This window comes from Nocardia sp. NPDC060255 (genome assembly GCF_042727395.1).
Classification (GTDB): domain Bacteria; phylum Actinomycetota; class Actinomycetes; order Mycobacteriales; family Mycobacteriaceae; genus Nocardia.
The window spans coordinates 273,123-289,089 of record NZ_JBHXAU010000006.1; the positions used below are offsets into that span (position 1 = coordinate 273,123).

Sequence of the window (15,967 nt, forward strand, 5' to 3'; positions counted from 1 at the left end):
GGCTGTTATCGCCTGCTGGCGCGGCGGTAGCCGATGGTGGCGGGGATCGCGAAGAGGATGATCGCGCCGAGGCACCAGATGAGGGTGAGGGTCAGGGGGCGGGCCAAGGGGCCTTCGAGGGCAAGGGCTTTCATGGCGTCCACGGCGACCGACATGGGCTGGTTGCGTACTACCGGTTGGATCCACCGCGGGTAGGCGGCCAAAGGCACGAAACCGGTGCTGAAGAACATCATCAGGGAGGTGAGGATGGTGATGCCCTCTACCAGGGCGGCTTTGGCGGTGAAGACGGCTATCGAGGTGACGACGGTGGCGAAGGCCAGGCCGAAAAGTACCGGGATGGTGAGGAATACGAGGGTGGGGAGGAAGCCTTGGTGGAAGCGGAAGCCGAGTAGGTAGCCGACGACGATGATGGCCAGGGTGCCTACGAAGATGCGGCAACCTTCGGCGAGGATGCGGGAGGCGAGACCGGAGGCGCGGTGTACGGGGAGTACCCAGAAGCGGGCGAGTAGGCCTGCTTCGCGTTCACGTCCGAGTAGGACACCGCAGGCGACGGCGCCGGAGACGGCGCCGGTGATGGTGACCATCGGGACGGAACCGTAGAGGGCGCTGTCGCCGGTGAACTTCCGAATCTGGCCGCCGACAACTGTTTCCAGCATGATCAGCAGCAGGCAGGGGATGATCAGGGCTTCCAGCAGAGTGATCGGGTTGCGCACCCAGCGAAGCAACAGGCGTTGCGTCTGAATCATGGTGTGCCGCACCAGCGATGCGGACGACACCTCGGATTGGATGCGAACCTCTTCGGTGCGATCGGCGAGTAGTGCCATCATGCCCTCCCCGAGCTCAGCCGGATGGTCAGCGGAATACACAGGATGAGAATCGCGGCCGTCCAGGCCAGCGACGGTCCCATCAGCGCCCACGTCACCTGGCCCGCGTTCCCCAACGTGTCGCCTGCCAATGCGCGCAGCGCGAGCACGAACTGCGACACCGGCTGATTGCGCACGAACGGCTGCACCCATGCCGGAAACTGGTGCGCCGGAGCAAGGCCCGCCGACAGCATGCCGAAGATCAAGGGCGGCAGCACAAGTGCCTGGGTGACCGCTTCCGGGCTGCGTGACACCGTACCGATCACGTCAGCTCCGAGCGTCAATGCGGTCCCGATAAGCATCGACAACAGGAGGAAGCCGATGGTGTGCGCGGTATCCAGATAGAACCGGAACCCGATCACATAGCCACAGGCGATAGCAGCACACAGGGAGAGCGTTAGCCGGAAGATGTTGCCGGACATCCGTGCCGCGGCGGGCACCAGCCGCCCGACCGGCATCGACCCGAATCGCCGATTGAGACCGGCGACCGAGTCGGTGGCCGATCGGAAAGCCGCCGAGATGGCGGTGAACGCGGCGGCCTGTAGCACGACGAGCGGCATCATGAACTGCGCATAGCTGCTGAATCCGGTGCCCGCGAACGTCATCACCGTCTTCAGCGGAATGTAGAACCCCGCCGTGAAGGTCGCTGGCGCCAAGAGCGAGGTCAACACCTCACCGGTCTTGACCGAGGGAACGATCAGCCGCGTCGTGAGCACCCACCACTGCCGCGCGCGATCCGGCGTCGCTCTGACATCGGCCAGCCAGGTACCGGCGGTCACGAGACAGCCTCCACTTCAACAGCTTTCGCGTCGGCCTGGCCGTCGGTGGACGCAAGGTGCCCGGTCAACTGGAGGAACACATCATCGAGTGACGGCCTGCGCAGCGCGATGTCGACCAGTTCCACCTCCGCCCCGTCCAACCGCCGCAATGCCTCCGCGAGCGTTTTCGCGCCGTCCGGCGCGGGGATGGTGATGCGGTCCGAGTCAGGTGTCATCGCGGCCCGATTGTCTTCCGGCAGCAACGTTCCGAGCGCCTCGGCGATGACGGACAGATCCTTCAGATCCAGCGGCACCACTTCGCAATAACTGCCACCGGTCCGCGACTTCAGTTCGTCCGCGGTGCCCTGGGCGATCACCACGCCGTGATCGATCACGATGATCCGATCACTCAGCGCGTCGGCCTCTTCCAGATACTGGGTGGTGAGCAACGTGGTGATGCCCGCCTTCTTGAAGCTGCGCACCAGGTCCCAAACCCCTTGCCTGCTGCGCGGATCCAGCCCGGTCGTCGGTTCGTCGAGGAACACCACATCCGGTCGGACCACGAGACCACAGGCGATGTCGATGCGTCGCCGCATACCTCCCGAATAGGTGCCGACCCGGCGGCCCGCCGCGCCGACCAGATCGAACTCGGTGATCAGCTCGTCCGCGCGAGCCCGGGCGGCCCGCTTGCGCAGCCCCATCAGCCTGCCGAACATCACGAGATTCTCGTAACCGCTGAGCATGTCGTCGAGCGCGGCATACTGCCCGGTCAGCATGATGGAGCGGCGCACCGACGCCGGATCGGCGACGACATCGTGCCCGGCGACCAGCGCCCGTCCCCGGTCCGGCGCGATGAGCGTCGAGAGGATGTTCACCATGGTGGTCTTGCCCGCGCCGTTCGGGCCGAGGATGCCGAGGATCTCACCCGGCGCCGCCGCGAAATCGACGCCGCGCAATGCCTTTACGGTGCCGAAGGATTTCTCGACTCCCTCGACGACTACGCCCTGATCGGAATTCATGCCTGTCCCTTCAAATGTTCGTCGAGTACGCGCGCGATGACCGGCAGCACGTGCGGTGCGGTCAGCTCGTTGTGGGTGACGTCGATGTCGTAGTTGATGACGTCCCCGGTCGCGTACGGCCGCCAGCCGTCCGGGCCGACGACGTCGGAGCTGTCCACGGTCGCGCTGAAATACAGCACATCACCGTCGAATACCGGCCGCTGATAGCCCGCTCGGGCGCGCGCCGCCGCGTTGTACGACTCGGCCAGCCGCTCGATCATGTCCGCGTCGACGACCGTCACGCCGCCGAGCCGGTCGCGGATGAGGTCGGCCGCCTCGCTCGCGGTGGCCTCGGCGGGCACATCATGGATCCCGAAGATGGCGCCGAAACTGTTCACGAAGGCCCCCGCCGTGAGCTGCTCGACGGCGTCACCGTCGACGTCGGCGGTATCGGAATCCAGCAGCGCGAGCAGCCCGACCCGGTCACCGGTTTCCTGCAGCAGGGCCGCCATCGCGTGCGCGATCAGCCCGCCGAACGACCAGCCGAGCAGGTGGTACGGGCCGGACGGCTGGATGGCGCGGATCTCGCGCACGTACCGGGCGGCGAACTCCTCGATCGAGCGCAGGGTCGGTTCGTTGCCGCTGAGATCAGGTGCCTGCAACGCGTAGATCGGGCGGCCCGGGCGCAGCGCCTGCGCGAATCCCAGGTAGCTCCAGGAGATTCCGGAGGACGGGTGGATGCAGAACAACGCGGGCTCGGTGCCCTGCGTCCGGATCGGCAACACCACGTCCAGCCCGAGGGTGGCTTCCAGGGCCGATTGACCGGCCGCGACGGCCGCTGCCTCCTCGGCCGCGGCGGCCTGCGCTGCCGGGGTTTCGGTGAACGCGGCCGCCGCACGGAGCGCGTCGACCCACAGGCCCGCCAGCTCGGCGACCTCACCACGGTCCAGCAGGGTCTTCGGGTAGGTGAAGTCCGCCCGCAGTCGATCACCGGCCACCATCGCGTTCACCTCGAGCACCGACTGCGCGGGCGCCCGCGGATCTTCGCCGGTGGGCAGATCACCGAACTCGTCGGTCGGCGTCCAGCCGAGGCCGTCCAGCCCGGCCGGGACGTCGCCCGCAGTGCTGCGGCCGTGATAGCTGAAGCTGACCTGGCCCGAGTTGGCCCCGCCCAGTTGCGGTGCCGTGTCGGGATTGAGATAGCGCAGCAGTCCGAACCCGATTCCGTTGTCCGGCACCGACTTCAGCTGATGCTTCACCGCGCGGATCGCCGCACCCAGCGCCGGCCCGCCCGCGAACGCGTCGTCGACGTCGACGCCGTCCAGCTCGAGCCGCACCGGGTAGCCGGTGCTGAACGAGCCGATCGTGCGAGAAAGCGCCGCACCGGGGAGCACCCTGCCGTCACCCTCGACCCGGATCATGATGCCGGTCCCGGTCTCCCCGGATCGTCGGGCACGCCAGCGCATCAGCGACAGCGCGAGCGCGGCGAGCAGAGTGTCGCCGGCGGTGCCCGCGAACTGGGTGGGCAACGTGGTGAGCACCGCGGTGGTGACCTCCGGCGACACCTCGCATCGCACGGTGCGCAGTGTGTGTGCCTGATCCACGGTCGAGTCCAGCGCGCGGGAACCGAGCAGCGGGTCCGCGCCCGCGAGCACGCCCTGCCAATGCCCGAGCTCGAAAACTCGCTCGGCCGAGCGAGCTTCGTCCACGAGGGCGTGCGCCCACCGCCGCATCGAGGTGCCGGTCTCGGCGAGCACCGGGGCGTTGCCGACCGACACCTGCGCCCAGGCGGCCATCAGGTCCGGCAGCAGAATGCCCCACGAGGCATCGTCGATCAGCAGGCGGTGCACCAGCACGATGAGCCGACCGGCCCTGGTCCGCGTCCCCGCGTCGCCGACCGGATCGAGCCAGAGGAACCGCAGCACAATGCCGTTCGCCGGATCCAGTCGATTCGACCCGGAATTCAGTTCCGCGGCAACGTATTCGCGCAGATCGATCGAATCGGCGGCCCTGTCGAACTCGACGCGTCGCACCAGTGCGTCGACATCGACCGAGCCGGGCGCGCCTACCACCAGGTGCCAGCCGTCCACCTCGTTCGCCAGCCGCGCACGCAGGATGTCGTGCCGGTCGACGGCCGCCGCGAGCGTGGCCACCAGCTGTGCCCGCTCGATGCCGACCGGAAGCTCGAGCACTGCCGTCCGAGCCGAACGGAGCTGCCCTCCTCGCTCGATCAGGTACCGCATCATCGGCGTGAGCGGCACCTCGCCGATGCCGCCGCCGGGCAGCTCGGCCAGGGTCACCACGGCACTGCCGGTGTCCACCGCTGCGGCCAGCGCCGCTACCGTGCGGTGCTCGAACACCTGCAGCGGTGTGCAGACGATGCCCCGCTGTTTTGCCCGCGACACCAGCTGGATGGCGAGGATACTGTCGCCGCCGAGCTCGAAGAACGAATCGTCGACACCTACCTTGTCGCGACCGAGCAACTCGGCGACGATCTGCGCCAGCGCTTGCTCCGTCGGTGTCCGGGGCGCCAGATACTCGGTATCCTCCGCACCGAATTGCGGCGCGGGCAAGGCTTTTCGATCGAGCTTGCCGACCGCGGTGAGCGGGATCTCGTCCAGGACGACGAAGGCGGACGGGACCATATAGCCGGGCAACGTGTCCGCCGCGATGGCGCGCACCCGAGCTATGTCGAGCGCTACGTTCGGTTTACGCACCAGATAGGCCGCCAATGCGGTCGAGCCTGCGGGGCTCTTGACACCGAGTGTGAGGGCGAAGTCGACGCCGTCGATCCGGCCGAGCACGGCGTCGATCTCGCCCAGCTCGATCCGCTGCCCGCGCACCTTGACCTGGAAATCGGTGCGGCCCAAGTACTCCAGTGTCAGCGCGTGCTCTGGCGAATCGTGCGTCCAGTGCACCAGGTCGCCCGTGCGATACATCCGTTCGCCCGGCGCCCCATAGGGATTCGCGACGAAGCGGCCTGCCGTCAGCCCATGCCTGGCGTGGTAACCGCGCGCCAGTGCGGGCCCTGCGAGATAGAGCTCACCGGCGACGCCGATCGGAACCGGATGCAGCCGACCGTCGAGCACCATGGCGGACGCACCGCGAATGGGCGGGCCGAGTGAGACCGCAGCGCCGGTAGCCAGTTCGGAACCCGTTGCTACAACGGTGAACTCGGTCGGCCCGTACAGATTCACCATCCGCCGGTTCCGCGCACCGCGCCGCCGCGCCGCATCGCCGCGACCGCGCTGATCCACCGCGTCGGAGCCGATCCACCGCTCGATGAGTTCGGCACCCACCGCCTCGCCACCCACCGCGAGCACCCGCACGCCCGAAACCTCGGCGGGATCGATGGTGGCCAGCGCGGACGGGGTGATCATCACGTGCGTGACCTGCTCCGAGTCGATCAGCTCGGCGAGCGCGCTACCACCGAAGACCTCCGCGGGCGCGACCACCGAGGCGCCGCCCCACCCGAACGCCATCAGCGCCTCCAGGATCGAGGCGTCGAAACTCGGTGAGGCGACGTGCAGCACCCGCGAGCTCGAATCCAGGTCGAGCAGGTCACGTTGCGCGGCAACGAAGTCCGCGACACCGCGATGCGAGACCGAGACACCCTTCGGTGTGCCCGTCGACCCGGAGGTGTAGATCAGCCAGGCGGGGTTGTCCAACCGGACCGGTCGCGGCAACTCGCTGTCCCGCAGTGGATGTGGGCTGGCGGCAGACCAGCGTTCCACCAGGCCCAGATCATCGAGCACCAGCCACTGGGTGCTGTCCGGCAGCATCGATCGGTAGGCGACCAGCGTGAGGCCCACGCGCGCACCGGAATCGGTGAGCATGTGATCGATCCGCTCGATCGGGTGCTTCGGATCGACCGGCAGGAAGGCCGCGCCGATCTTCGCCGCCGCCCACATGCCGGTGAGCAGGTCCGGCGAGCGTGGCAGGCCGAGGGCGACCACGGTTTCCGGGCCCGCTCCCGCCTCCAGCAGGAGCCGCGCCAGCCGATTGGCGTGCGCGTCGAGTTCCCGGTAGGTGGTCGTGTCGCCGGCGGCGACCACGGCGGGCCGATTCGGATACCGTGCCACGGTCGCGGCGAGCAGCTCGGGAAGTGTTGTCGTTCCCACGCTGTCGAGGCCACGCACCGGCACCAGCGTCGCGCGCTCGCCGTCGTCGAGGATGTCGATATCGGCGACCCGCACGTTCGGCTCGGCCATGACGGTCGCGAGCACGCGCCGCCAGCGCGTGGCGAACGACGCCACCGTTGTCTCGTCGAACAGGTCGGTCGCGTAGGTCAGCACACCGGCCAGCCCGGCCGGACCCGTCGCGTCGAAACGTTCCCGCAGATCCAGGGTCAGATCGAATTGCGAAGCGCGCCGGTCGAAGTCCTCCACCTCGAACCGCAGGCCGGGCAGCTCGAGCTTCGGCTCGATGAAGTTCTGCAGCGACAGCGACACCTGGAACAGCGGATGATGCGCCGTCGACCGGGCCGGATTCAACGCCTGCACCAGTCGTTCGAAGGCCACGTCGGCGTTCCCGAACGCGTCGAGATCGGCCGAGCGGACTGCGGTGAGGAAGTCGAGGAACCCGGCACCGGGATCGACGGCGGTGCGCAACGCGAGCGTGTTGACGAACATGCCGACCAGCTCGTCCAGGGCTTCCTCGCCGCGCCCGGCCACGGGCGTCCCGACGACCACGTCGTCGGTGCCGCCGAGCCGGGCCAGCAGCACCGCGAGGGTCGCGTGCACGACCATGAACACGCTGACGTTGTGCGCTCCGGCGAATGCCACCAGCGCGCTGTGCAGTTCGGCATCGACGGCGAACTCGACATCGGCGCTGCGCATCGTCTGCACGGCGGGCCGCGGCCGGTCCGCGGGCAGCTCCAGTACATCAGGGGCCCCGGCCAGGGTGTCGGTCCAGAACCGAACTTGGCGCGCCGCCAGCGATTCCGGATCGGCCTCGCTGCCGAGCACCTCGCGATGCCACAGCGCGAAATCGGCGTACTGCACGGCAAGCGGAACCCTGGTCGTCTCCGCACCGGAGGATCGCTCGGAGTACGCGGCGACCAAGTCGGCGGCCAGCGGTGCCATCGAGGCGCCGTCCGCGCTGATGTGGTGCACCACCAACACGACAACGTGCACCGAGCCGGTTTCGGCGGATACCGGAGTGCCGCCGACCTCGGCCCGGTCCGTTGCCCCCGGACTCGCGGCGACGCGGAACAAGCCGACACGCAGCGGCGGCTCCTTGGCGATGTCGAATCCGCTGCCCGCCAACGCATTGATCCGATCCCGCAGGGGCGCACCATCTTCGGTGCCGACCACGGTCAGTGCGGGTGCGGCCGGCTCGGTGCCCATGATCACCTGACGTGGGCCTTCGGCGTCGGCGGGGTAGATCGTGCGCAGGCTTTCGTGCCGCTCGATGATGTCGGTCAAGGCCAGGCGCATGGCGTCGACGTCGAGTTCGCCGGTCAAACGCAAGGCGACCGCGATGTTGTACGCGGGCGAGGCGGGATCGAGCCGATTCAGCACCCACATGCGCTGCTGCGCAGGCGACAACGGGATACGGTCCGGCCGGATCCGCGGGGCGAGCGCGAGGCGGCCGCCGCTCGGGACCACCCGCCCGGACAGCTGCGCGACGGTGGGGGCGTCGAACAGATCCCGCAGCGCGATGGTCGAGCCGAGCGCCGAATTGACCCGCGCGACAACCTTTGTCGCGCTGAGCGAGTTGCCGCCCAGCTCGAAGAACGACTGGTCGACGCTCACCTGTTCGCTACCGAGCACCTCACCGAACACCTCGGCAACGGCCTGCTCGACCGGCGTACGCGGCGCGAGGTAGGGCCGATTGGTGTCCGAGAAGTCCGGCACCGGCAGGGCTTTGCGGTCCAGCTTGCCGACCGGCGTCAACGGAATCGAGTCGAGCACAACGAGATAGCCGGGCACCATGTATCCGGGCAGCTCACCGGCGATCCGCACGCGCAGCCGCTCGGTATCCAGCTCGACGCCCTCGGCGGGCAGCACATACGACACCAGCACCGTCGCACCGGCGGGCCCGGCCCGGCCGATCGTCACCGCGTACTCGACCTGCTCGTCGCGCGACAGCACCGCATCGATTTCGCCGAGCTCGATGCGCAGGCCACGAATTTTGACCTGGAAGTCACTGCGCCCCAGGTACTCCAGCTCATAGCCGTCGTGACCGGCGACCCAGCGCACCATGTCGCCGGTCCGGTACATCCGCTCGCCCGGCGCGCCGAACGGGTCGGCGACGAACCGGCTCGCCGTCATCTCGAAACGGTTGAAATAGCCACGCGCCAGCGCAGGCCCCGCCAGATACAGCTCACCCGCGATACCGACGGGCACCGGCCGCAACCAGGTGTCGAGCACCATGTTCGCCGCGCCACGGATCGGCCCGCCGATCGTGATCGGTTCGCCCGCAACCAGTTCCGCCGGTCCGGTGGCCCAAATGCTGAACTCCGTCGGGCCGTAGAGGTTCACCATCCGCCGGCCGACGGACCAGCGTTCGATCAGCTCCGGCGTCGCCGCCTCGCCGGCCACCGACAGCACCCGCAGGTGGTCGAGATCGGTCGGCTCCATGGTGGCCAGCGCGGACGGTGTGATCACCGCGTGCGTCACCCGCTCGGTGCGCAACAGTCGTTCGAGTTCCGCGCCGCCGTAGACATCCGGCGGCGAGACCACCAGCCGCCCGCCCGCGCCGTGCGCGGTCAGCAACTCGAACACGGAGGCGTCGAAGCTCGGCGACGCCACCTGCAGCGCACTGGCCGTCGGATCGAGATCGAGCGAATCGCGTTGGGTGGAGACCAGATTCGCGATACCGCGATGACTGAGCAGCACGGCCTTCGGCTTGCCGGTGGAACCCGAGGTGTAGATCAGGTACGCGGTCTGGTCGATATCGATCGGACCGCCGCGCTCCTCGTCGGTGATGGGGTCGGCGGAGACGGTCATGACGCGGCGGATGGTGTTCAGGTCGTCGAGCAGCAGCCAGTCGATGCTGCCGGGCAGCGTCTCGCCGGTCGCGGTGACCGTCACGCCGATCGGCGCCTTCGAGTCGGTGAGCATGTGCTCGATCCGCTCGACCGGATAGTTGGGGTCCAGCGGCGCGAACGCCGCGCCCGACTTGGCCAGTGCCCACACCGCGACCACCGATTCCAGCGACCGGGTGAGGGCGAGTACAACGAACACCTCACGCCCGACGCCGCGGCGCAGCAGCAACCGCGCGAAGCGGTTCGACCAGGCGTCGAGTTCGCCGTAGGACATGGTGAGTTCGCCAACGCTCACCGCGATGGCGTCGCTGTCGATCGCGGCACCGGCCGCCAGGATTTCCGGCAGCGTGCGCACCGGCAGCGACTCCGGACCCCGGACGGGCAGCAGCGCGGCACGTTCGGCGTCGCCGCAGTACTGCAGGTGCGAGACGAGGGCGCGCGGATTGTCGGCCAGCTGGGTGAGCAACCCGACGAAACGATCCAGCAGTGGCTGTGCCGCAGCGGGATCGAGCTGATCGGCCATGAATTTCAGGCTGACCCGCAGGGTGTCGTGGCCGTCGGTGCCGCGCAGCGGAATGACCATGAGGTTCAACGGATATGGCGTCGCGTCGGTGCCTTCGACATCGAGCACCCGCATGCCCGCGATGTCCAACGCCTGCGAGAGGGCTTCGCGGTCGATCGGATAGGACTCGAAAACGGTGAGGGTGTCGAACAATTCGGCGAGCCCGACGGCCTGGTGGATCGCGGCCAGCCCGACGTGCTGGTGATCCATCAGCCTGGCCTGCTCGGCCTGCAGGCGGGCGAGCAGATCGACCACCTTCTCCGCCGGGTCGAGCCGCACCCGCACCGGCAGCGTATTGATGAACAGGCCGACCATCTCCTCGACACCGGCCAGCTCCGGCGGCCGGCCGGAGACCGTGCCGCCGAACACCACATCGGTACGGCCGGTGAGCATGGCGAGCAGCATCGCCCAGCTCGCCTGCACGAGGGTGTTGACCGTGGCACCCGATTCGCGGGCGGTCGATTCCAGCCGGGCGACGGTGTCGGCGGACAGGTCGGTGGACACCATCCCGGTCTCGGTCGACTCGATACCGGCGAGGGTGGGCACCGCGCGGGTCGGGGTGTCGATCCCGGCCAGTGACTCCGCCCATGCGGCAATCGATTCGGCGTCGTCCCGGTCGGCCAACCACGACAGGAACTCGCGATAGGAGTGCGCGGGCGGCAGCGCGGACGCGTCGCCCGAGGTGACGTAGAGGGCGAGCAGCTCGCGCACCAGCAGCGGCGTCGACCAACCGTCCAGCACCAGATGGTGATTGGTGAGGACGAACCGGTATCCGTCGGCGGCCGTCCGGATCAGGGTGAACCGCACCAGCGGCGGCCGGGTCAGCTCGAATCGGGTGCGGGCGTCCACCGCGATCACCCGGTTCAGTTCCCGCTGCCGCGCGTCGGGATCGGCGATATCGGTCAGATCGACGTCTTGCCATTGGATTTCGGCGTCGGCCAGCACCAGCTGGCGGGGACCGTCGTCGGTTTCTACGTAGGCGACCCGTAGGTTCTCGTGCCGGGCCACCAAAGCCTGTGCGGCGGTGCGCAGTCGGGTCGCGTCGACGGTGCCCGCTAGCGTGAGCAGCGATTGGACGGTGTAGCCGTCGGCGGTGTCGGAGTCGTACAGCGCGTGGAAGAGCAGGCCGTACTGCAGCGGCGAGAGCGGCCACACGTCGGCGAGGTTCGCGTAATCGCATTCCCACCTGTCGATCTGCCGCTGCGTCACCGAGACCAGGTCGAAGTCCGACGGCGTGCGCCCGCCCGAGCCGGTGGCCGCCGCGTGCGCGGCGAGGGCCCGCAGCGCCTCGGCCCAAAGCTCGGCGAGCTGGGCGACGTCGTTCGCATCGAGCAGTCGAGAGGCATAGGCCCAGGTCACTTCCAGGCCGGTGTCGGTGAGCACCGCGTTGATGTCGACGACCGCGGCCAGCGGGGCACGATCGTCCTGGGTGGCCGCAAAGCGTTGCGGCAGCCAGGGTCCCGTTTCCGAGCCGGTGTTCGCCCGGCCCAGATAGTTGAAGCTGATCTGGGGGATGGGGCTATCGGCCAGTGCCGCAGCGGATTCGGCAGTGAGGTAGCGCAGCATGCCGAAGCCGATGCCCTTGTCCGGCACCGTGCGCAGCTGTTCCTTGGTCGTCTTGATCGCGGCACCCGCCGCGGCACCACCGGCGAACGCGTCGGTGAGATCGATACCCGCCAGATCGACCGCCACCGGGTACACGCTGGTGAACCAGCCCACGGTGCGCGCGACATCCGCGCCGGGCAGTATCTCTTCCGCGCGTCCGTGGCCCTCCAGGGTGAACAGTGTCGCGGTGCGCCCGCGCCACCGGCCGACCGCCATCGCGAGGGCGGCAAGCAGCACATCGTCCGCGCCGCAATGGAATCGATCAGGCGCGGTGCTGAGCACCGTCTGCGCGATCGCCGGATCGATGACGGTCCGGTGGTGTGCCATCGTCGCGACGACATCGACCACCGGATCAGGCAGGTCGGCCCCGAGCGCCGGGTCGGGTGTCGCCAGGATGCCCTGCCAGAGCGGCAGTTCGGCGGCGCGCGCACCGGCCTGCTCGGGCTGGCCGTGTGCCCAGCGCCGGAACGAGGTACCCACGGGAGCGAGTACCCCGCCCATGGCGGCGGTCGCCAGATCCGGCAGCAGGATGCGCCAGGAAACACCGTCGGTCACCAGATGATGCAGCACGAGCCACAGCACGGGCTCGGCCTCCTCGATGAGCACGAACCGCGCGACCACACCGGCGGCCGGGTCGAGCAGGTCTGCGGCGCGCTGCAATTCGCGCTCGCGCGTCGCCGCGCTGTCCGCACCGGCCGCGACGGCCTCCACCAGCGATTCGGCGTCGATGGCGCCACGGTCGGCAACGGTCCACTCCCAGCCGTCGTCCCCGCGTCGCAGCGCGGAACGCAGCAGATCGTGGTGGTCGAGCAACGCCTGCACCGCCGCGACGACCGCTCCCCGCTGGAAGCCGACGGGCAGCCCGACGAGCACCGCCTGGCTGAACCGCGGCCAACTGTCCCCCTGCTCCAGCATGGCATGCACGATCGGCGTGAGCTCGACCGTGCCGACCCCACCACCGGGCAGTTCGTGCACCACCTGGGCCCGCACCTCGGTGGCCACGGCGGCCAGCGCGGCAACGGTCTTGCGCTCGAACACATCCCGCGCGCTGAGCCCGATGCCCGCCGCCTTGGCCCGCGACACCAGCTGAATGGACACGATGCTGTCGCCGCCGAGCGCGAAGAAGCTCTCGTCGACGCCGACCGTCTCCAGCCCGAGTACCTCGGCGAACAGTGCCGCCAGCGCCTCCTCGCGCGGAGTGGACGGCGCGCGGCTGACGATCGTGCGCGACCCGAAATCCGGCGCCGGCAACGCCTTACGGTCCACCTTGCCGAGCGGCGTGAGCGGAATATTGTCGAGCACCATCACCACCGCGGGCACCATATAGGCCGGAAGTGTCTCCCCGGCAGCGGCTTTCAGCGCCTCGGGATGCACATCGGCACCGGGCCTCGCCAGCACATACGACACCAGCGCGGTGGCACCGGCGCCGGTCTCGGCGCCGAGGGTGATCGCGAAATCGATATCCGGATGCCGTTGCAGCGCGGCATCGATCTCACCGAGCTCGATGCGGAAGCCACGGACCTTCACCTGGAAGTCGCTGCGGCCCTGGTACTCCAGCTCGAGACGACCGCCGCTGCTGCGCCAGCGCACCAGGTCACCGGTGCGGTACATCCGCGCACCGGCCTCGTAGGGATTGGCGACGAATCGGCCCGCGGTGAGCCCGTTGCGCCGGTGGTAGCCGCGCGCGAGCCCCGCGCCCGCGAGATACAGCTCACCGATGGTGCCGGGCGGCACCGGCCGCAGCCACGGGTCGAGCACCACTGCGGAGACGCCACGCACCAGGCTGCCGATGGTGACCGGCGCGGCGGGGACGAGCGCCTCGCTCAGCGTCACGGTCACGGTGGTTTCGGTGGGGCCGTACCCGTTCAACAGGGTGCGCCCGGCCCACTTGGCCACCAACTCGGGCGGGCAGGCGTCGCCGCCGACGATCACGGTGTGCAGATCGGGCAACGTCGCTGGATCGAGTGATCCAACGACCGTCGGTGTCACATTGAGATGGGTGACGTGGTGGGCGCGCAGCACCTGCGCCATCTCCTCGCCCGCGTACGCGGCGGGCGGCACCACGGCGAGCGTGGCACCGGCGGCCAGGGTCACCAGGATCTCCTCGACCGAGATGTCGAAGCTCGGCGAGACCGCGTGCGCCACCACGGAATCGGCGGTCACCCCGAAACCGGCGGCCGAGCCGGTCGCCAGGTTCGCCAGTCCGCGATGCGAAACCAGCACGCCCTTGGGCAATCCGGTCGATCCCGAGGTGTAGATGATGTACGCGACCTGGTCGAGGTGCATCGCGGCGGACCGATCGATGGGCCCCGCATCCTGCTCGCGCACCCTGCGCGCGGTCGCCCGGTCGTCGAGGAGCAGCCAGTTCACCTTGTCCGGCAACGACTTCCGGGCAGCTGCGACGGTCACACCCGCGACCACGCCGCTGTCGCCGACCATGTGCTCGATCCGGTCGGCCGGGTAGGTCGGATCGATCGGCACGAACGCCGCGCCGGTCTTGGCCACCGCGATCATCGCCAGCACCGACTCCGCCGAACGGGGAATCGAAATAGCCACGGCGCGTTCAGGTCCGGCACCGGCGGCAATGAGCACCCTGGCCAGCCGGTTGGTGTGCTCATCGACTTGCCGATAGGTGAACGAGCTCGCCCCGGCACGGATCGCCACTGCGTCCGGGTCGAGAGCCACACCGACCGCGAGGATTTCGGGCAGCGTGCGGGGCGTGCCACCCGCGGGCCCACGAGCAGGCACCAGCCCGGCGTGCTCGTCGTCGGATACCACCGGCACGGTCGAGAGCGCGGCTTCGGTTCCGGCGGCGAGAAAAGCGTGCAGGAACAACAGGAACCGGCGATGCTGTGCCGCCAATTCGGCGTCGCTGTACAGGTTTCCATTGCCCTGGAAGTCGATATGGGTGCTCTCGCCGCCGACGCCCGGATACACGTTGACGAACAGGTCATCGATCAACCCGGAGGTCAGTACATGCAGCCGTCCGGTGACCGCGCCGAGCTGAATCCTGGTGTCCACCATCATCAGGTTCACCGAGGGCCCGAACGAGGCGGCCTCGTCCATCGGCCAGCCGAGATCGCGGAAGATGTCCTCCTGGCGATAGCGCTGCCGCCGCAGCGCCCCGGTCAGCTCGCCCTGCGCCGCCCGGATCACGTCGCCGACCGTGGTCGTCGGCGTCAGGGTCAGCCGCAGCGGCACGACATTGGCGATCATTCCACCGGATCGCCGCAGTATCGCCGTGGTACGCGCCGAAACAGGAAGGCTCAGAACAACTTCCGGCGCCCCGGTCATCGCGGCCAGATACGCTCCGAACGCCGCGACCACGGTCGGTGCGACCCCGGACCCGGCCGCCTGCGCGACGGTATCGAGCAGCGCCGTGGTCTCCCGCGGCAACGCGCCCGCGACCCGGCTCGGGTGCGCGTCGACCTCGGCGGTGCGCCCGGCCAGACTCACCGGATCGGCCATCCCGTCGAGATGAGCGAGCCAATGCTCCCGATCGGCGCCGAAACGATCCGAATTGCGGTACGCCAGATCGGCTTCGACGATCTTGCGCAGATCCTCGGCCTTCGCGGCGGGCGGCTCGTTGCCTTCGATCGCCGCGTTGTAGAGCTCACCGGTGCGCTGCACCACGGTCAGCGCGCCCATGCCGTCCAGCACGATGTGATGAATCCGCGAGTACCAGTACCAGCGGTCGTCGGCGAGCCGCAGCATCGCGACGCGCACCAGCCGATCCCTGGTCAACTCCAGCGGCGCCTCGTATTCCGCGCGCATCCACGCGTGCGCCGCGGCCTCCGGGTCGCGTTCACCGCGCAGATCCAGCGTGAGCAGGCTGTCGTCCAGGCCGGTGTCCACGAATTGGTACGGATGGCCGTCGACGTCGAGCAGCCGCAGATACCCGGTGCCGAACTCGCGTCCGGCCTGCCGCGCCGCGCTGCCGAGCGCGTCCAGGTCGATCGGTCCGCTCAACTCGACGTACTGGGCGATGGAAATAGGAGTGTCGCCCGCGATGTGCTGGGCGAACCAGATGCCGCGCTGAGCGGCCGACAGCGGGAAGGCTCCTTCGGGCAGAGCTCCGCCGGTCTCGAGGGGCGAGGGGAGAGGCTGTTGCATGAATAGTCCTACGTTCTTACCGCCCGCAGCTGCCGCGGAGTGCCCGCCGCCGGCCAGTGCGGTACTTGGTAGTACCC

Annotated in this window: 4 protein-coding genes; all 4 read right to left on the reverse strand. The window is 68.9% G+C overall.

Annotation, left to right across the window (positions count from 1 at the left end):
* Positions 1-5: 5 nt before the first annotated feature.
* From ACFWF1_RS15005 to ACFWF1_RS15020, 4 genes are read right to left on the reverse strand one after another with little or no spacing between them, the layout of a single operon-like run.
* Positions 6-824, reverse strand: coding sequence for an ABC transporter permease (locus ACFWF1_RS15005; protein WP_379288209.1), 819 nt, complete (start codon positions 822-824; stop codon positions 6-8).
* Entirely contained in the window at positions 824-1,642 is an 819-nt protein-coding gene (locus ACFWF1_RS15010) for an antibiotic transporter (RefSeq protein ID WP_379287987.1), read from the reverse strand. The genes ACFWF1_RS15005 and ACFWF1_RS15010 overlap by 1 nt, the downstream gene beginning before the upstream one ends.
* Positions 1,639-2,640, reverse strand: a complete 1,002-nt coding sequence (locus ACFWF1_RS15015; RefSeq protein ID WP_379287985.1) for an ATP-binding cassette domain-containing protein — start codon at positions 2,638-2,640, stop codon at positions 1,639-1,641. The genes ACFWF1_RS15010 and ACFWF1_RS15015 overlap by 4 nt, the downstream gene beginning before the upstream one ends.
* Positions 2,637-15,890: an amino acid adenylation domain-containing protein gene (locus ACFWF1_RS15020; protein ID WP_379287983.1), complete on the reverse strand. Its 13,254-nt coding sequence runs from the start codon at positions 15,888-15,890 to the stop codon at positions 2,637-2,639. Before ACFWF1_RS15020 ends, ACFWF1_RS15015 begins: the two co-directional genes overlap by 4 nt.
* Between the last annotated feature and the right edge of the window lie 77 nt (positions 15,891-15,967).